At 63.8% G+C, this 17836-nt stretch carries 14 protein-coding genes and 1 pseudogene; 7 read left to right on the plus strand and 8 right to left on the minus strand.

Translation table 11 applies throughout. The features are described from left to right. Window positions 1-15: 15 nt before the first annotated feature. Together XpruCFBP8353_RS11885 and XpruCFBP8353_RS11890 are read right to left on the minus strand one after the other, a co-directional pair. Window positions 16-384, minus strand: coding sequence for a response regulator (locus XpruCFBP8353_RS11885; RefSeq protein WP_101363429.1), 369 nt, complete (start codon window positions 382-384; stop codon window positions 16-18). Beyond that, a complete protein-coding gene (locus XpruCFBP8353_RS11890) occupies window positions 377-1540 on the minus strand; it encodes a PAS domain-containing sensor histidine kinase (protein ID WP_101363430.1) in 1164 nt (387 codons plus the stop codon). The genes XpruCFBP8353_RS11885 and XpruCFBP8353_RS11890 overlap by 8 nt, the downstream gene beginning before the upstream one ends. Window positions 1541-1701: 161 nt before the next feature. On the opposite strand from XpruCFBP8353_RS11890, the gene XpruCFBP8353_RS11895 reads away from it, so the two are divergent. The 6 genes from XpruCFBP8353_RS11895 (at window position 1702) to trxC (ending at window position 8753) form a co-directional block, all read left to right on the plus strand. Next, complete coding sequence (locus XpruCFBP8353_RS11895) at window positions 1702-4875, plus strand: response regulator (RefSeq protein ID WP_101363431.1); 3174 nt, start codon at window positions 1702-1704, stop codon at window positions 4873-4875. Continuing rightward, entirely contained in the window at window positions 4848-5696 is an 849-nt protein-coding gene (locus tag XpruCFBP8353_RS11900) for a CheR family methyltransferase (protein WP_207759628.1), read from the plus strand. The genes XpruCFBP8353_RS11895 and XpruCFBP8353_RS11900 overlap by 28 nt, the downstream gene beginning before the upstream one ends. Next, entirely contained in the window at window positions 5693-6277 is a 585-nt protein-coding gene (locus tag XpruCFBP8353_RS11905; RefSeq protein WP_101363432.1) for a chemotaxis protein CheB, read from the plus strand. The genes XpruCFBP8353_RS11900 and XpruCFBP8353_RS11905 overlap by 4 nt, the downstream gene beginning before the upstream one ends. Further along, on the plus strand, window positions 6274-7404 hold the full coding sequence (locus XpruCFBP8353_RS11910) for a hybrid sensor histidine kinase/response regulator (RefSeq protein WP_101363433.1): 1131 nt from the start codon (window positions 6274-6276) through the stop codon (window positions 7402-7404). The genes XpruCFBP8353_RS11905 and XpruCFBP8353_RS11910 overlap by 4 nt, the downstream gene beginning before the upstream one ends. Before the next feature lie 366 nt (window positions 7405-7770). Then, window positions 7771-8136 carry a DUF1428 domain-containing protein gene (locus tag XpruCFBP8353_RS11915; protein ID WP_101363434.1) on the plus strand — a complete coding sequence of 122 codons (366 nt, stop codon included), beginning with the start codon at window positions 7771-7773 and terminating at the stop codon, window positions 8134-8136. Window positions 8137-8306: 170 nt separating this feature from the next. After that, window positions 8307-8753: a thioredoxin TrxC gene (gene trxC, locus XpruCFBP8353_RS11920; protein ID WP_101363667.1), complete on the plus strand. Its 447-nt coding sequence runs from the start codon at window positions 8307-8309 to the stop codon at window positions 8751-8753. A gap of 99 nt (window positions 8754-8852) precedes the next feature. On the opposite strand, the gene XpruCFBP8353_RS11925 is transcribed toward trxC, so the two are convergent. Continuing rightward, complete coding sequence (locus tag XpruCFBP8353_RS11925; protein ID WP_101363435.1) at window positions 8853-11222, minus strand: TonB-dependent receptor; 2370 nt, start codon at window positions 11220-11222, stop codon at window positions 8853-8855. A gap of 282 nt (window positions 11223-11504) precedes the next feature. On the opposite strand from XpruCFBP8353_RS11925, the pseudogene XpruCFBP8353_RS11930 reads away from it, so the two are divergent. After that, window positions 11505-13155: pseudogene (locus XpruCFBP8353_RS11930) on the plus strand (glycoside hydrolase family 43 protein). Window positions 13156-13259: 104 nt separating this feature from the next. Here the strand turns inward: XpruCFBP8353_RS11930 and XpruCFBP8353_RS11935 are convergent. The 5 genes from XpruCFBP8353_RS11935 to XpruCFBP8353_RS11955 are packed head-to-tail and all read right to left on the minus strand — an operon-like array spanning window position 13260 to window position 17835. After that, window positions 13260-15215: a response regulator gene (locus tag XpruCFBP8353_RS11935; protein ID WP_207759629.1), complete on the minus strand. Its 1956-nt coding sequence runs from the start codon at window positions 15213-15215 to the stop codon at window positions 13260-13262. Further along, window positions 15205-16080, minus strand: coding sequence for a sensor histidine kinase (locus XpruCFBP8353_RS11940; protein WP_101363437.1), 876 nt, complete (start codon window positions 16078-16080; stop codon window positions 15205-15207). Before XpruCFBP8353_RS11940 ends, XpruCFBP8353_RS11935 begins: the two co-directional genes overlap by 11 nt. Further along, a complete protein-coding gene (locus XpruCFBP8353_RS11945; protein WP_101363438.1) occupies window positions 16077-17090 on the minus strand; it encodes an ATP-binding protein in 1014 nt (337 codons plus the stop codon). Before XpruCFBP8353_RS11945 ends, XpruCFBP8353_RS11940 begins: the two co-directional genes overlap by 4 nt. Continuing rightward, window positions 17081-17476 (minus strand): anti-sigma regulatory factor, encoded by a 396-nt coding sequence (locus XpruCFBP8353_RS11950; RefSeq protein WP_101363439.1) that lies wholly within the window; start codon window positions 17474-17476, stop codon window positions 17081-17083. Before XpruCFBP8353_RS11950 ends, XpruCFBP8353_RS11945 begins: the two co-directional genes overlap by 10 nt. Continuing rightward, entirely contained in the window at window positions 17473-17835 is a 363-nt protein-coding gene (locus XpruCFBP8353_RS11955; protein ID WP_101363440.1) for an STAS domain-containing protein, read from the minus strand. Before XpruCFBP8353_RS11955 ends, XpruCFBP8353_RS11950 begins: the two co-directional genes overlap by 4 nt. Between the last annotated feature and the right edge of the window lies 1 nt (window position 17836).

Raw genomic sequence — 17836 nt, forward strand, 5'->3', positions numbered from 1 at the left:
CACTGCAGCCAACGTTTATGCGTTGGCTGCAGTGCTCTTGAGCATGTCGATGAGCTGGCGCAGGCGATACGGCTTGGGCAGGAAATCGACCTGAGCGGGCAACGGCGGCAACTGCGCCTTGGCCAAGCCCGAGGCCAGAATGACGCGCGCCTGCGGCAGCAGCTGTGCCACCTGCTCGCTCAATTCGATGCCCGACATGCCGTTGGGCATGCGGATATCACTAAACACCACATCGTACGGACCGCTGCCGCGCAACATGCGCAACGCGCTGTGGCCATCATCGGCCGTGTCGACGCTGATGCCAGCATCGCGCAGCGCTTCGCCGATCAATTCGCGCAGTTCTTCTTGGTCTTCCACCATCAGCAGGCGAAGGGATTCAGTCATGCTCGGCCTCCTCAACGGCCGGGAGAAACACAGTGACAGTGGTGCCGCGTCCGGGTGCGGTCTCAAGCGCGACGAAGCCACCGGATTGGGATGCAAAGCCATGGACCTGGCTCAACCCCAGGCCTGAGCCCTTGCCGACATCTTTGGTGGTGAAAAACGGCTCGCTAGCACGTTGCGCCACGTGCGCCGACATACCTGGGCCGTCGTCGCGCACCGCAACGGCGACGTACCGGCGCGGCACACCTTGCGGGTCTGACGGCGCGGTGCGTTGAACGGCAGAAGTGATCAACGCGATGGCGCCGCCAGCAGGCATCGCATCGCAACTATTGAAGACCAGATTGAGCAACGCCGCTTCCAGCTGGCCGGGGTCTACGCGCACGTCCGGCACTGCCTCGGCAAACTGCAGCGACAGGCCCACAGCCGACGGGCAGGCACGTCGCAATAGTTGCTGCGAACGCGTCACGATGTCTTGAACGGCGTGGCGCTCAGGGTTCAGCCGTTGGCCACGCGCGAAGGCGAGCAGTTGCCGCGTCAACAAGGTGCCACGATCTACCGCGGTTTGCGCCGCTTCGATCAGCATGCGGGTGCGTGCATCCTCGCCTGCGCGTAGCGCGATCAAATCCAGGCTGGTCACCATCACCGTCAACAGGTTGTTGAAATCGTGCGCCATGCCTAGGGTCAACCGCCCCAACGCTTCGACTTTTTGCGACTGCAACAACGCCTGTTGCGTCTGCTGCAGCAACTGCTGCGCTTCATGCCGCTCGGTGAGATCGCGGGTCACTTTGGCAAACCCCACCAGCACGCCGAATTCCAGCACCGGTTCGATCACTACGCTGGCCCAGAACCGGCTGCCGTCCTTGCGCAGTCGCCAGCCTTCTGCGGCGAAGCGCCCTTCGCGCCTGGCGATCTCCAGATTGCGGCCAGGCTCATCACGTTGCGCATCCTCGGGCAGATAAAACCGCGAGAAATGCGTGCCAATGACTGCGTTTGCGCTGTAGCCCTTGATACGCTCGCCGCCTGGGTTCCAGCTGCGGATATGGCCAGCGATATCGAGCATGTAGATCGCGCAATCGGACACGCTCTGCACCAACAGCTGACACTGCCGGCTTTCGTAAGAAAGCGGCCCCGCACTGTCGACGGCCGTTTCCGCATCCATCGCGCAATGTTTCCCCGGTGAAAGCGCGCGACCATAGTGATGGATGCGTGAAGGTCGCGTGCAAGCCAACCCGGCAGCAAAAAGCGTCAAATTTCCGCCGATTTGCGCGTGAAAGTTATCGGCTAACATGACCGCCCTCTCAAGTTCGGTCCGCGCGCCCTATGCAAACCATCTCGACCACACGCGACCGCTGGATTTGGGTCATCGCGGGGGCTTTGATGGCTAGCACGCTGGGCATGGAGTTGGTCACCCCACTGGGTTATGCGGTGTGGCTGACCTACTTCGTCGCGGTCGGCGTGACGGTGTTTCAGAACCGTCCGCAGGTACCGCTTGTCGTGGGCGCGTTGTCGTGCGTCTTGCTGGCGATCGGCTTTGAGCTCGCGCCACCGAGCACCAACTCGAGTTTTTCATCGGTCAACCGCAGCATCGGCGGCGTATCGTTTCTGGCGATGGCGTTGGTGGTGATGCAGGCGATCCGCGCACGCCGACAGGCCGAATTCGCGCTGTGGCTGCAGCAGGCAGAGAACACGGTCGAAGCCAGTTTGCGCGGCGATCAAGCGCCGCAGGAGTTGGCCGACGCCGCGGTGCGCGCCTTGTGCGAGACGCTGGATGCGCAGGTCGGCGCGCTGTATCGCATCGAAGGCGAACGCCTGCGGCTCACCGGTGGTGGGGCGCTGCCGCCCGATCTTCCGCAGACGCTGCCAACCACTGCCGGCCAACTTGGCGAAGTACTGCAACGTGGCACGGTGCGGCGCCTGCGTGGTGTGGATGCGGGGCATTTGCAGATCGCCTCCGGGCTGGGCCAGAGTGGCTGCCAGGAGCTGCTGCTGGCACCGATCACTGCCGATGGACGGGTGATCGGCATCATCGAGCTCGGGCGCGTGACTGACCCACGCACCGCCGGCTCGCGCGAAGAAGAACTGCTGGCACGCTGCGGCGAAAATATCGGCCTGGCGCTGCGCACCGCACTGCTGCGCGCACAATTAGTGGCCTTGCTGGAAGAAACCCAGCGGCAGAGCGAAGAGCTGCAGACCCAGCAGGAAGAGCTGCGCGTTGCCAACGAAGAACTGGAAGAACAGAGCCGCAGCCTGCAGCAATCGCAAAGCGATCTGGAAGTGCAGCAGGCAGAATTGGAACAGACCAACGTGCAGTTGGAGGAGCGCACCCAGGCACTGGAAGCGCAGAAGCAGGCCTTGCTGATCGCGCAAAATCAGCTGGTGCGCAATAGCAACGAGTTGTCCACCGCCTCGCGCTACAAGTCAGAATTCCTGGCCAACATGTCGCACGAGTTGCGCACCCCGCTCAACAGCGCGTTGATCCTGGCCAAGCTATTGGCCGACAACAAGGACGGCACGCTCAGCGCCGAGCAAGTGAAATACGCGCAGGCCATCCTGTCGTCCAACAACGACCTGCTAACGCTGATCAACGACATCCTGGACCTGTCCAAGATTGAAGCGGGGCACGTGGAACTGACCGACGAAACCGTCGCTACCAGCTCGGTGCTGCAGCGCCTGCGCGAAACCTTCGAACCGCTAGCGCGGCAGAAAGGCCTGACATTGGAGATCGCAGCCGATGCCGATGCGCCGATGCAGCTGGTGGTCGACAGCCAGCGCCTGCAGCAGATCCTCAAAAACCTGCTGGCCAACGCAATCAAGTTCACCGAACACGGCCAGGTCAGTCTGTGGGTCCAGGCACATGCGCCGGGACGTGTGCGTTTTGCGGTGACCGACACCGGCATTGGCATTGCGCGCGAACAGACCGAAGTGATCTTCGAAGCGTTCCGTCAGGCCGATGGCAGTACGCGCCGCCGCTATGGCGGCACCGGGCTGGGCTTGTCGATTTCGCGCGACCTGGCGCAACGCATGGGTGGCAGCATCCGTGTGGACAGCGAGCCGGGCCGGGGCAGTTGCTTTACGTTGGAATTGCCCACCGATGGCGCACCTGCGGAAGTGATCAGCACTGCTGGTGTGACCGCGAATGCCGCCACGGCACCGCATTCGACAGCGGGCGGCTCCGTGCAACAGCGCAGCGGCATGTCAACGGCCGCGCAACCCGGCGCGCAGGCTCTTGCCGCCGCCCACATCGCCCCGCTGCCGATCGCTTCGCCCAGCGCTGCACCGATCCAGCGCGCCGACGATGATCGCAACCAACGCAGCCGTCCCGGCCGCCTGATTCTGGCGGTGGAAGACGACACTCGCTTCGCGCAGGCGCTGGTGGAACTGGCCCACGAACTGGATTTCGATTGCGTGGTGGCTCCCAACGCAGAGGAAGCGCTGCGTCTGGCGGCAGAGCTACGCCCCAGCGGCATCCTGCTCGACATCGGCTTGCCGGATGCCTCTGGCCTGAGCGTGCTCGAACGCCTCAAGCGCGACCCGGCCACACGTCACGTTCCGGTGCACGTCGTGTCCGCGTTGGAACGCAGCCAGATTGCACTGGAGCTTGGCGCGGTCGGTTATCTCATCAAGCCGGCCACGCGTGAGTTGTTGGCCGGTGCGATCCGCCAACTGGAAGAAACCAATGCACGTGCAGTGCGCCGCCTGTTGATCGTCGAAGACGACAGCGCATTGCGTGCGAACTTGCAGTTGCTGTTGGCGCGCGACCAGTTGGACATCGTCGCGGTCGGCAGCATCGCCGAGGCGATGGAGCAGCTTGCAGGCTCCACCTTCGATTGCATGGTCACCGATCTGGCCTTGCCCGACGGCAGCGGCTACGACTTGCTCGAACGCATGGCCGGCAACGATGCGGTCGCCTTCCCTCCCGTGATCGTCTACACCGGGCGTGCGCTCACCCGCGACGAAGAACAACGCCTGCGCCGCTATTCCAAGAGCATAATCATCAAGGGCGTGCGCTCCCCGGAGCGCCTGCTCGACGAAGTAACGCTGTTCCTGCATAGCGTGGAAGCGTCGTTGCCCAGCGATCAGCAGCGCCTGCTGCGCGAAGCGCGCCGCCGCGATGCGGTACTGGACGGCGCCACCGTCCTGCTTGCTGAGGACGACGTGCGCAACATCTTCGCGTTGTCCAGCGTACTCGAACCGCTGGGCGTGACGCTGCAGATCGCACGCAATGGCCGCGAGGCACTGGAGCACCTGGCCAAACACGAGGTGGACCTGATGCTGATGGACATCATGATGCCGGAGATGGATGGCATCACTGCGATGCGGCAGATCCGTGCAAACCGTCAATGGCAGGATCTGCCCATCATCGCGCTGACCGCCAAGGCCATGGCCGACGACCGCGAACGTTGCCTGGAAGCCGGTGCCAACGACTACATCGCCAAGCCCATCGATGTGGACAAGCTGGTGTCGCTGTGCCGCGTGTGGTGCTCGCGGCAATGAACCCGGTAGAGCTGTTCGATCTGGAACTGCGCATGCTGCTGGAAGCGGTGTACCAGCGCTATCACTACGACTTCCGCGACTACGCGGTGTCGTCGTTGCGGCGGCGCATGCGCCATGCAATGGCGCGTTTTGACTGCGCGCGCGTGGCCGATCTGCAGCACCGTTTGCTGCACGAGCCTGACACCTTTGCGCAGGCGATGCAGTTCTTCACCGTGCAGGTCTCGGAGATGTTCCGTGACCCGGCGTATTTCCGCATGCTGCGCGAGCATGCGGTGCCGGTGTTGCGTACCTATCCCTCGATCAAACTGTGGGTGGCAGGCTGCAGCACCGGAGAAGAAGTCTGGTCGCTGGCCATCCTGCTGCACGAAGAAGGGCTGCTGGAAAAGTCGGTGATCTATGCCACCGACATCAATCCCGAAGCGTTGAGCCTGGCCGAAGCCGGTGCCTACGGCATCGATCGCATTGCGCAGTTCAGCCGTAATTATCTGGATGCCGGTGGTCGCACATCGCTGTCTGACTACTACACCACCGCGTACAACGGCGCGGTATTTGACCGGCGCTTGAAGCGCAATATCGTGTTCGCCGATCACAGCCTGGCCACCGACACAGTGTTTTCCGAAGTACATCTGGTGTCGTGCCGCAATGTGCTGATCTATTTCAACCGCAGCCTCCAGGATCGTGCGGTAGGGTTGTTCTACGATGCGCTGGTACATCGCGGGTTTCTCGGGCTGGGCAGCAAGGAGTCGCTGCAATTCGGCGCACATGCGCAGGCGTTCGAGCCGTGCGCACGCGAACAGCGGCTGTATCGGAAGGCCGCATGAGCCGCACGCCTGACGCACAGCATTTCGACGCGATCGTGATCGGCGCATCCGCGGGTGGCGTGATGGCTTTGCAGGCGTTGTTGTCCGGCCTGGCAGCGGATTTACCAATGCCGGTACTGGTTGTGCTGCATCTGCCGCGCGACCGCCCCAGCCACATCGCCGGGCTGCTGAATGCGCGCTGCGCGCTACCGGTGCGCGAGGCCGAGGACAAACAACCGCTGCTGGCAGGCACCGTCACCGTCGCCCCGCCCGACTACCACCTGCTGGTGGAAACCCGCGACAGCCTGGCGTTGTCGATGGATGCACCGGTATTGTTTTCGCGCCCCGCAATTGACCCCTTGTTCGAATCGGCTGCCGACGTGTTCGGCGACCGCCTGCTGGCAATTCTGCTCACCGGTGCCAGTAGCGATGGCAGCGCCGGTGTAGCGGCAGTGCGCGCTGTTGGCGGTACCGCCTGGATCCAGCGCCCTGACGATGCTGCCGCGTCGCTAATGCCCGCCTCCGCCCTCGCCCATGCCGGCGCCGATGCGGTGCTCACCTTGCAGGCCATCTGCACCCGACTGGAAGCCTTTCACGCATGAACCTCACCGCGACCGGCCCGGCTGCAACCAGCAACGATGCCGAATCAACCAAGATCCTGATCGTGGACGATGTGCCGCAGAATCTGGTGGCGATGGAAGCGCTGCTGCAACGCGACGGCACCCGCGTGCTGTGCGCCGCGTCCGGTGCGCAAGCGCTGGAACTGCTGCTAGAACACGACGTGGCGTTGGCGCTACTGGACGTGCACATGCCGGAAATGGACGGCTTTTCGCTGGCGGAGCTGATGCGCGGTTCGCAGCGCACCCGGCATGTGCCGATCATTTTCTTGACCGCCTCGCCGAACGATCCGATGCGTGCCTTCCAGGGTTACGAAACCGGCGCGGTGGATTTTCTGCACAAGCCGATCGAGCCGCACGTGATCCTGAGCAAGGTCAATGTGTTTATCGAGTTGTATCAGCAGCGACGGCTGCTCAAGGCGCGCAATGCCTCGCTGGAACGCGCGCTCACGCTCAACGAAACCATGATGGCGGTACTCACCCACGACTTGCGCACGCCGCTGTCGGTGATCCTGCTATGCGCGGACAAACTCGGACTGGATGTCGATGCCGGCAGCTCGGCTGCGCGCACGCTGGAGCATCTGGAAAACAGCGCGCACCGCATGTCGCGCATGGTCGAGCAACTGCTGGATTTTTCGCGCCTGCGCACCGATGGGCTGCCGATGCAGTTCGGCCCCTGCAATCTCGGTGAGGTGGCGAACAGCGTGGTGGGCGAAGTGGCGCAGTCCAATCCGCACACCACCATCGACCTGCGTACCGAAGGCGACCTGGATGGCGATGGCGACGGCGACCGGCTGGCGCAGGTGGTGTCCAATCTGGTCGGCAATGCCGTGCTGCACGGCGGCCGCCATCCGGTGCAGGTGCATCTGGATGGACGCGAGCACGACACGCTGCGCCTGTCGGTGCGCAACGCCGGCCACATTCCCGACAGCCTGATGCCGCGTCTGTTCGAACCGTTCAAGGCCAGCTTCCATGCCAGTCAGGGCCTGGGGCTGGGGCTGTTCATTGCCGACCAATTCGTCAAGGCGCACGGTGGCACACTGCAGGCGCGCAACGAAGAGGGTGATGTGGTGTTCGAAGCCAGACTCCGCCGCCACAACCTGGCAGCCTGACCGCCGCGCTTCTCACAACGCCTGCAATGCCAGCGGCCACCATGCCACGTAGCCAGCGCATGTCGCGCCGATGAACCTGGCGCTTCCTCCAGCGAGCTTTGGCGGCCAGGCGCCCACCATCGATCAACGCACAGCATGTCGACTGCCGTATCGACTGACGCGGCTCCAGCGAACCCGGCAGTCGCCCTCTGGCAGCGCATGCGACAGCGAACTCGAGCAGTGCTGCCACGCTGCATGCACCGTATGCTCGTGCGGCCAGCGTGCTGGATGAACGCTTCTGCACCACTGCTCTCCAGTTCTTGGTCGCACCAACATCCCTTGGTTATCCTCAGGTGCACACCGTGCGCCCTGTTTGCGGAGGTGGTTATGTCGTATATCGATGGTTTTGTGCTCGCCGTCCCCACGGCCAACAAAGACGCATTTATCGCGCATGCCCGCATGGGCGATGCAGTCATCATGGAGTACGGTGCACTGCGCGTGGTGGAGTGCTGGGGCGATGATGTCCAGCAGGGGCAATGGACTGACTTCTATCGCGCAGTCGATGCAACCAAAGAGGAAACCGTCGTGTTTTCTTGGATCGAATGGCCGGACAAGGCCACCCGCGATGAAGGCATGCGCAAGATGATGGAAGACCCGCGCATGGATCCGTCCGTCAACCCGATGCCGTTCGACGGTAAGCGCATGATCTACGGCGGCTTCGTGCCTGTCATGACGCTTGGCCAATCGGCCTGAGCGCTGCAGCGCGCCACGGCGCAGCCAGCTCGCCACGCATCCGCATGCCGGTACAGCCGCCGGCCCTCGGTACAGCGTCTTTGGCATGGCAGCTACACTGGCGGCATGCAGCCTGCGCGCCGCCAGCGATCGCCGGGCAGCGCAGGCAGCGCCGCCTCCTGGAGACCGACATGACCGACGCACCGCTTCTGATCGCCTGCCCGAGTTGCGCTGCGATGAACCGCATCGCGTACACGCGCCTGCGCGATGCGCCCAATTGCGGCAGCTGCCATAAACCGCTGTTTCTGGGGACACCGGTGGCCCTGTCGGCTGCGGACTTCGACAAGCATGCAGTGCGCAGTGCACTGCCGTTGGTGGTGGATTTCTGGGCACCGTGGTGCGGGCCGTGCCTGAGCATGGCGCCGCAATTTGCCGCCGCCGCCGCGGCACTGGAACCGCAGGTACGCCTGGCCAAGGTGGATACCGACCTGCATCCGGCGCTGGGCACGCGCTTTGGCATCCGTAGCATTCCCACCTTGCTGGTCCTCCACAGTGGGCAGGAGATCGGCCGTCATTCCGGCGCGGTGAGCAGTGCCCAGATCGTCAGCTGGGTGCGTTCGGTATTGGGCAATCGATGACGCAACAAGAAGGCCAGCTGGGCTTGCGCGCAGCTGGCCTGTCTCCACACAAGAAACATCACTGCGGCGCGCAGTGAACGCAGTCAAGCCATCAATCCATTACTGCCAGTTGACGTTGAGCGACACGCCCACCACGCGCGGCTCGTTGTAGACCGCCGCCATGTAGTTTTCGATCACGCCCTTGACGTTCTTCTCGTTGGTGATGTTGCGCGCGAACGCGGCCACTTCCCACGCGCCATAGCCGCCGGTGTAGCCGAGCTTGAGGCCGCCTTCGAAATTGCCGTTGGCGCGGAACTCGGTGGAGTCGTACAGCACGAAGCTGGTCTGGCCCTGCTTGTTCCAGTCGGTGGAGACGAAGAAGGCGCCATCGTTGCCCACCGGAATGTCGTAGCGCGCGGCCAGGTTGAGGTTGTACTTGGGCGCGTTGGGCAGCGGGTTGCCGTCGATCTGCGCGAAGGTGTTGGCACCCACGCGGATGGTCGGGTCGTTGACCGTGCACACCACCACGCCATTGAGCGCGCAGGCCTGTGCGTAGACGCGTTTGTCGTGGATTTCGCTGTGCAGCAGACTCAGGCCGGCGGTGATCGACAGGTTGGAAATCGGGCGCCAGTCCAGGTCCGCTTCCATGCCGTAGGCCTTGGCCTTGTCGGCATTGAACAGCACGCCATTGCCGTCCGAATCGTTGCCGTTGAGCTGGATGTCGTCCACCGTGTAGGTGAAGCCGCTGACATTCAAACGCAGACGATTGTCGAACAGGCTGCTCTTGATGCCGGCTTCCCACGACAGGATGGTTTCCGAATCGGCGGTGGTGAAGTCCGAATTGAACACCGCGCTGCGGCCCTGGATGGTGGGGCCACGGAAGCCGCGTGCCACACGTGCATATACGCTCAGCTGCGGGTCGATTGCATACATCGCACTCAGGTCCCAGCTGGGCTGGGTATCGGACATGCGTACGTCGCGCCGGCCGCGATACGTCACCACACCGGCGGCGGTATCGGCGGTCTTGAGCAGACGGGTTTCCTTGGTGTCCTTGGTTTGGCGGATGCCGGCGGTCAGCGTCAGCGCGTCGGTGGCCTTGTAGCTGAGCTGTCCGAAGCCGGCCCACGAGGTATTGGTGTTGCGCAGGCGCACCCAGTTGTTGGGATTGCGCGCAGCGGTCTGCAGGAAATACGCACGCTGATAGAAATCGGTGGTATCACGGCCATCGAAGTAGAACGCGCCCACCTGCCATTGCAGCGCATCGTCGCCTTCGCTTGCCAGGCGCAGTTCCTGCGTGTACTGGTCCAGATCGCGGATCTGTCCCATCGACTGACCAAAGCCGTTCGGCACGCCATTGACCGGGTAATTGGCTGCAGCGCCGCCGTCGGTATCGCCACGGCTATAACCGGAAGTGGTTTCGTAGGCGGTGATGGAGGTCAGCGACACGCCGCCGAAGTCGTAGATCGCCTTGAGCGAGCCGCCATCGGTTTGATACGCCTGCGGGTTGTCATGTGCTTCGTCGTAGGCCACGCGATCGCGCGGCACATCGACCTTGTCGCTACCGCGCGTTACTGCATTGCGCAGGAACAACGTGGAAGTGCCGTTGTAGTCGCGCGTATGCACCGAGCCCAGCAGCGAGAAAGCATCGTTAGGCTTTAGCAGCAGTTGTAAGCGCGCATTGCGGTCGTTGTAGCCGCCCATCGCATCCTTGCGCGGCGTGCGTGTGCCGTCGGCGCTGCTGCCGGCAAAGGTGTTGTCCACCCAATCGTCGCGATGCTGATACAAGGCAGAGACGCGGAACGACAGCACATCGTTGATGGGGCCACCGAAGCCGCCATCCAGCGAGATGGTGTTGTAACTGCCGTAGCTGGCATTGACGCGCCCGGTGTAGGTATCGCTGGGCTTGACGGTGTCGAACTTGACGATGCCCGCAGTGGTGTTGCGGCCGAACAGCGTGCCTTGCGGGCCACGCAGCACTTCAACCTGATCCACGTCATAGACCGGGTTGGATTTGAGCACCACATGCTCCAGCACCACATCGTCCTGGATGATGGAGACCGGCTGCGAGGCACCCAGATAGAAATCGATATTGCCCAGGCCACGGATATAGAAGCGCGGGAAGATGCGCCCGGTGGTGGTTTCGGCGTAGAAGCCCGGCACACGGCCGGACAGGGCCAGCAGCGTGTCGTCGCCGCCGGCGGTGTACTCGCGCATCGCCGCGCCCTGCACCACGCCTACCGAGACCGGCACTTCCTGCAGGTTCTGCTCGCGGTGCTCGGCGGTGACGGTGACCGTATCCAGCGCAGTCGGGCTGCCTTGGCCCTGAGTCGTCGGCGCTTGCTGCGCAGACGCGGTTGCCGCCAGCGAGGCAAGCAACAGGCCAGCGCAGGCACTTGCCAGCGGCGTGCGCTGCAAGGCGGTGCGGCGGCGCGCAGCGAGGTGTGCAATAGCGGATACCGGCGACGGAAAGACAGGCGAGTACAACGACATGCGGGTTGATCCTAAGTAGTGATGCGAGGTGATGACACAGCGTCGAGGCCGCTCGGCATGGCACGCCGTCCGGCGGCGCCGCGCGCACGATATGTCAGCAACGTTGCAGCGGAGTGGCAGACCCCCGATCCACACACAGCCACGAGCGTGCAGACATGCCAACACGCAGCGCTGGCATCGCAAAACGTCATGCCGTGCCACCGCGCGTGGTGTCATGCTGGTGTCGTACTGGCGTTGCGCCAGGGCCTGGCATCAGGGGATCTCATGAAACGACTCGGATGGATGGCCGGCCTGCTGGCCGCATTGAGCTGTCAGCTGGCGCATGCCGGGACGGCGCTGATCACTCAGATCGATTACCAAGGCGACGATGGCGGCCCCGTGCCGACTGCCGCGCAATACCGCAATCCGGTCGTGGCCGGTTTCCATCCGGACCCGTCGGCGGTGCGCGTCGGCGACGATTTTTACCTGGTGAACTCCAGCTTTGGCTACTTCCCCGGCCTGCCAGTGTTCAAGAGCAGCGACTTGGTGCACTGGAATCAGATCGGCAACGCCATCGACCGACCGACCCAGATCCACTACGGCAACGACGAACTGACCCGCGGCCTGTTCGCCGCCAGTATCAGCTACCACGAAGGTACCTTCTACATCGCCAACACCTGTTTTTACTGCGATGGCGGCAATTTCCTGATCACCGCCAAGGACCCTGCCGGGCCGTGGTCGGATCCGATCTGGCTGGACGTCAAAGGCATCGACCCCTCTGCTGTTCTTCGATGACGATGGCAGCGCCTGGCTGGTCAACAACGACGTGCCCGCCGGCAAGATGCGCTACGAGGGGCATCGCGCCATCTGGCTGCAGCAGCTGGATCTGGCGCGGATGAAGCTGGTCGGCACGCGGCAGGTGATCGTGGATTCCGGCTTCAAGCCGGCGACCAATCCCGAACACATCGAAGGCCCGCATTTGTTCCGCCGCGATGGCTATTACTACCTTACCGCGGCCGAAGGCGGCACCGGCGAGCAGCACGCGCAGATGATCTACCGCAGCCGCCAGATCACCGGGCCGTACGACACCTGGAGCGGCAATCCGGTCCTCACCCAGCGCGATCTGGACCCATCGCGCAGTGCGCCGATTACCTCGGCCGGGCATACGCAGTTCGTCGAACTCAAGGACGGCACCTGGTGGGCGGTATTTCTCGCGACGCGCCCATACCAGGGCAATCACTACACCCTGGGCCGCGAAACCTTCCTGTTGCCGGTGCAATGGCGCGACGGCTGGCCGGTGGTGCTCCCGCATGGCACTCCGGTTCCCACAATCGCCACGCGCCCCCCTTTGCCGGCAGGCACGCAGACCCTGCCCACCACCGGACCGATGCAGTGGAGCGAGCGCTTCCAGGATGCGCGCGTGCCGATGCAATGGATGACCCTCCACCCGCCGACAACGCCGTGGTATCTGCCAGGCGCGCAAGGCTTGCGGGTGACACCGGCGAAGGTTGCGCTGGGCGATATCGGCCGTGGTCAGCCGGCCTATCTAGGCCATCGCCTGCAACATCACCACGCAACCTTGGTCGCCAGCGTGGACGGCAGCGCGCTGGCCCCTGGCGAACAAGCCGGCCTGGCAATCGTGGCCAAGGAGAGCAATTTCCTGGCCGCCATGCTGGTGCGCGACGACAGCGGCACCTCGGTGGTGCTGTATCGGCGCGCGGGAGCGCAGCAGCCACCTACCGGCACGGAGCTGGCACGCGCGCCACTGCCCGATGCCACGCAGCCGGTCAAGCTGCGCGTCGCCCTGGATGCTGCGCGCGTGCACGTGGATTACGCAGTGGGTGAGGGGCAGTGGCAGACGCTGCTCGAACAAGGCGATGCGCGTGTGCTCAGCACCGCGTCGGCCGGCGGTTTTCTTGGCGCCACCTTCGGGCCGTACGCGTATGCGCGGTGACCGGCGTGCAGAAACTGGACTGCACGCGTGGCGCATTCCCGTTCCACGTACCAGCCGCGCGCGCTCCGCCGCTACGCATCGGCTGTACTAGCCGATCTAACGCCCTACGCCCGCGCCAGCACGCTGCTGTCGAGCATCTGTCCCACCGTGTTGAGCAGATCGTTGAGGCTAAAGGGCTTGGGCAACAAGGCCATGCCTTCGGCCAGAAATTCCTGCCGCGTGGCCGCGTTTTCGGCGTAGCCGGTAATGAATAGAATCGGCAGACCCGGGCGTAGCATGCGCGCCACGTCGGCCATGTCGCGCCCGTTCATGCCAGGCAGGCCGACATCGGAAACCACCAGGTCGATGTGCACGCCGGTGCGCAATTGTTCCAACGCACCATTGGCATCTTCGGCTTCGATCACCTGGTAGCCAGCATCGCTGAGCACCTCGCTCACCATCATGCGCACCACATCGGTGTCGTCGACCAGCAGGATGCGTTCGTTGCGCGTGCGCGGCGCGCTCGGCGCCGGTGCCGGCAGCACCTCGTTGGCCGAGAGCCCACGCGGCAGCAGCAACGCCACCGTGGTGCCACGGCCCACGGTACTGGTGATGCGCGCGGTGCCGCCGGATTGACGTGCGAAGCCGTAGGTCATCGACAAGCCCAGGCCTGTGCCTTCGCCGATGGGTTTTGTGGTGAAAAATGGCTCGAACACCTGATCAAGAATGGCCGGCTCAATACCGCTACCGTTATCGATCACATTCACTGCGACGTAGTCGCCGTCGTCCAGTTCCGGATCGTTGTGTGCAGTGTAGGCCTGGCTCTGGATGCGAATGGTGCCCTGCCCCTTCAATGCATCGCGCGCATTGATCACCAGGTTGAGCACCACGTTTTCGAGCTGATTCGCATCGGCGATCGCCACCAGCGGCGTGGATGCAAGCTCCAGTTCCAGCTCGATGTTTTCGCCGATCGAACGCTGCAGCATGTCCTCCAGCGAACGCACGCGGATGTTGACGTCGAACGGTTGCGCATCCAGCGATTGCTTGCGTGCGAACGCCAGCATGCGCTGGGTCAGCGCGGCAGCGCGATGCGCCGAGCCGGTGGCGATCTCGGCCAACCGCGGCACGCGTTCGATACGGTTGGATTCCACCGCCAGCTGGATCATGTCCAACCCGGAAATGATGCTGGTCAACAGGTTGTTGAAGTCGTGCGCGATGCCGCCGGTGAGCTTGCCCAGCGCTTCCATCTTTTGCGCCTGCAGCAGCTGGATTTCGGTGCGCTGGCGCTGCGCGATCTGATGCGCGAGCTCGCTGGTGGCGGTATCCAGTTCCTGGCGCTGCTCACGCTCGCGCAGGCGTTGCTCGGTGACGTCTTCCACCATCAGCAAACCCAGATCCGGTTCGCGGTACGGCGACACCCGCCATTCGGTCTCGCACAGCTTGCCATCGCGCAGCAGGATCAACGCCCCGCTCCAGCGCTCGCGCTGCGCCAGCGCGGTGGTCAGTGCATGCACGGTGGAGGCCTGATCCAGCCCGGCAGCGTGGATCGCAGCGCCGGGCGTGGCATTGCCGATCAAGCGCTGAAACGCGGCATTGGCCTCGTGGGTGTGCAGGTTGGCATCCACCACCGCAATCGGCGCGCTGATGTGTTCGAAGATTTCACGGAAGCGCGCCTCGCTGACCCGCAACGCCTCTTCGGCATGGCGTGCGCGCAGCAGCGTGCGCAACGTGGCCACCAACACGTTGGGGTCGACCGGGTGGATCAAATAGGCGTCGGCGCCGGCCTCCAGCCCGGTGATCATGTCGCCGGTGGCAATCGAAGCAGCCGAGACATGCACCACCGGCAGCAATGCGGTGCGCGGTTCCGCGCGCAACGTGCGCACGATATCGAAGCCGCTCATGTCCGGCAGATTGACGTCCAGCACCACTGCGGCAAACGTCTGCGCGGCCAGCTTGGCCAGCCCCTCGGTGCCGGTGCCGGCCTCTTCGACCACGAACTGGTGATGCTCAAGCACGCGCCGCACTGAATAACGCGTCACCGCATTGTCGTCGACGACCAGAATGTGCTGCTTACTGCCCACGTGCATCCTCCACTGCCAGCGTCACCGGCAGCACCACGTAAAATTCCGAGCCCTGCCCGACCACGCTATTGACTCCCACCCGGCCGCCCAGCAACTCGGCGAACCGCTTGCAGATCGACAACCCCAAACCGGTGCCGGTCAGGCGTTTTTGCAGCGGCGAATCCACCTGTACAAAATCTTCGAACAAGGCCCCGTGAAGCTCGGCCGGAATGCCGATACCGGTGTCTTGCACGCCAAAGCGCACATGGGCGTCGCCTTCCAGCTGCGCGAACACGCGCACATGCCCCTGGGGTGTGAATTTGAGTGCGTTGGAAATGAAATTGCGCAGAATTTGCGCCAGCTTCTTGTCGTCGGTGTAGAGCATCGGCAACACCGGTGGATCGTCGAAGACGAGCATGGTCTTGCCGGCATCGGTAAGCGGACGGAACATGCCGCGCAAGGCCGCGAACAGGTCCATCAGATCGAACCAACCCGGCGAAATGGTGATGCGCCCGGCCTCAATCTTGGCCAGATCCAGCAGATCGTCCACCATCTCGGTGAGCTCGCGCGCCGAACCGCTGACAAAGCGCACCTGCTTGAGCTGCTCGGCGTTGAGCGGCCCGTCCATGCCGTCTTCCAGCAAACGGGTGATGCTCAGGATCGAACCCAGCGGGGTACGGAACTCATGGCTCATGTACGACAGGAAACGGCTCTTGAGTTCGGAGACATCGCGCAGCTGTTCGGCCTGCTGGTCGAGCTCGGCATACAGCGCCAGCACACCCTGATTGGTTTCTTCCAGTTCCTCGCGCAAGGCCTGATTCTGCTGTCGCAAGCTTTCCAGTTCGGCCGCTGCATCGATAGCCGGGACATCAGTGGTCCACTTCATTGCATGCCTCCTAAGCGCATGACGAACACACAGCAATCGTCGCGGCCGCGCGTGTAATCGCGTAACAGCAGCGCCGCCACAATGCGTGGGTGGCGCGACAGCAGGCCGGGGTGATCGCGCAGATTCCAGCGCGATTGCAGGCCATCGCTGTGCATCACCAGCAGCTTGCCAGCCGCATGCGGAAAGTCGAAAGGGTGCGTCTTGCGAAACTGCACCCCGACGATGCCTGGGTGCGAAGGCATGCCGCGCACGCCATCGCCGTCGCATAGCGAAGCGACAATATTGCCTACACCGGCAAAGCGCACCTGGCCGCTGCTGGCGTCGAATTGCATGACTGCTGCCGCGCCTCCGCGCGTGCCAGTCATGCCGGCGTGCAGGCGCGCGATGCGTTCGCCGGGCTCGCCACTGGCCAGCGCGGCAACGCGCGTGCCGGCATCGGCGGCATCGGCCGCGCCTGGCCCGTGGCCCAGCCCATCGATCACGCTGACGGTCACCCGTTGCGCATCCATCGCCATGTGCCACCCATCGCCGCACACTATTTCGTTGTGCAGCGGTACGCGTAGCGCGCCGTAGGGCAGATCAAATTCCGCACGTGGCTGGGCGAACACGCGTGCCAGCACGATCGCGCCCTTGGCATCGGAATACGCGTCCAGCACCTGCGCCTGGCGCTTGATCGCGCCCAAGCCGGTGCCCGGCGTGCCGGCGGTGGAATAACCATCGCGCAGGCCATCTGCAAGCGCAAAGCCCGGGCCCTCGTCGATGGCACACAGCTCCACGCCCATGCCGGTGTCGCGTGCAGCCACCGCAGACAGCTGCAGCAAACCACCACGCCCGTGTTTGACCATGTTGGTAGCAAGTTCGGTGGCAACCAACGCCACTCGGCCACAGCCGGCGTCATCGAAGGCAAGTGCCTGCGCCAAGGCGGTTGCTTCGCGGCGCGCCTGCCCGACCTGGCTCGTTTCCTCGACACGAAACGTGCGGGTTACGGCGCCGGCAACATTCACTTCCATTTGGTGATGGTGATTCGCGTGCCTTGGCCCGGCGTTGTGTCGAGGACGAAGTCGTCCACCAGCCGGCGGCTACCGGACAGGCCCAGGCCAAGTCCACCACCGGAGGTCCAGCCATCGGTCAGCGCCAGGTCCAGATCGGGAATGCCAGGCCCCTGGTCGCGAAAGGTCAGCTGTACACCCTTACGGATGCCGCTCTCCACCAGCGCCCAATCCATGTCGCCACCGCCGCCGTAGATCACGGTGTTGCGCGCCAGCTCGCTGGCCGCGGTGACCAGCTTGGTCTGGTCGACCAGCCGCAGGCCGCATTGCACCACCAGCTTGCGCACGGTCTGCCGCGCGAGCACCACATCCTGTTCGGTGCGCACCGGTTGCGAACCCGTCGTCATGCAGCCTCGTCGGGTTGCTGCAACAGCCGCATGCCGCGTTCGACATTGAGCGCAGTGCGTACCGAGGGCAAGGTCAGCCCCAGCTCGACCAGCGTGATCGCCACGGCCGGCTGCATGCCCACCACCACGGTCTTGGCGTCCATGATCGCGGCCAGCCCGGAGATGGTGCTGATCATGCGGCCGATGAAGGAATCGACGATGTCCAGCGCGGAAATGTCGATCAGCACGCCACGCGCGGAAGTGCTGCTGATCTTTTCCGACAGGTCTTCCTGCAACTGCAACGCGAGCTGGTCGTGCATGTCCACCTGGATGGTGACCAGCAGCAGGTCGCCCATCCGCAGGATCGGGATGCGCTCCATA

The sequence above is a fragment of the Xanthomonas prunicola genome (genome assembly GCF_002846205.1).
Taxonomy (GTDB): Bacteria; Pseudomonadota; Gammaproteobacteria; order Xanthomonadales; family Xanthomonadaceae; genus Xanthomonas; species Xanthomonas prunicola.

Bases quoted from the DNA above. Each gene is read 5' to 3' on its own strand.
- XpruCFBP8353_RS11910 (WP_101363433.1), top strand. From the start codon at position 6,274: ATGAACCTCACCGCGACCGGCCCGGCTGCAACCAGCAACGATGCCGAA.
- XpruCFBP8353_RS11925 (WP_101363435.1), bottom strand. From the start codon at position 11,222: ATGTCGTTGTACTCGCCTGTCTTTCCGTCGCCGGTATCCGCTATTGCA.
- trxC (WP_101363667.1), top strand. From the start codon at position 8,307: ATGACCGACGCACCGCTTCTGATCGCCTGCCCGAGTTGCGCTGCGATG.
- XpruCFBP8353_RS11885 (WP_101363429.1), bottom strand. From the start codon at position 384: ATGACTGAATCCCTTCGCCTGCTGATGGTGGAAGACCAAGAAGAACTG.
- XpruCFBP8353_RS11895 (WP_101363431.1), top strand. From the start codon at position 1,702: ATGCAAACCATCTCGACCACACGCGACCGCTGGATTTGGGTCATCGCG.
- XpruCFBP8353_RS11955 (WP_101363440.1), bottom strand. From the start codon at position 17,835: ATGGAGCGCATCCCGATCCTGCGGATGGGCGACCTGCTGCTGGTCACC.
- XpruCFBP8353_RS11945 (WP_101363438.1), bottom strand. From the start codon at position 17,090: ATGGAAGTGAATGTTGCCGGCGCCGTAACCCGCACGTTTCGTGTCGAG.
- XpruCFBP8353_RS11950 (WP_101363439.1), bottom strand. From the start codon at position 17,476: ATGACGACGGGTTCGCAACCGGTGCGCACCGAACAGGATGTGGTGCTC.
- XpruCFBP8353_RS11905 (WP_101363432.1), top strand. From the start codon at position 5,693: ATGAGCCGCACGCCTGACGCACAGCATTTCGACGCGATCGTGATCGGC.
- XpruCFBP8353_RS11940 (WP_101363437.1), bottom strand. From the start codon at position 16,080: ATGAAGTGGACCACTGATGTCCCGGCTATCGATGCAGCGGCCGAACTG.
- XpruCFBP8353_RS11915 (WP_101363434.1), top strand. From the start codon at position 7,771: ATGTCGTATATCGATGGTTTTGTGCTCGCCGTCCCCACGGCCAACAAA.
- XpruCFBP8353_RS11890 (WP_101363430.1), bottom strand. From the start codon at position 1,540: ATGGATGCGGAAACGGCCGTCGACAGTGCGGGGCCGCTTTCTTACGAA.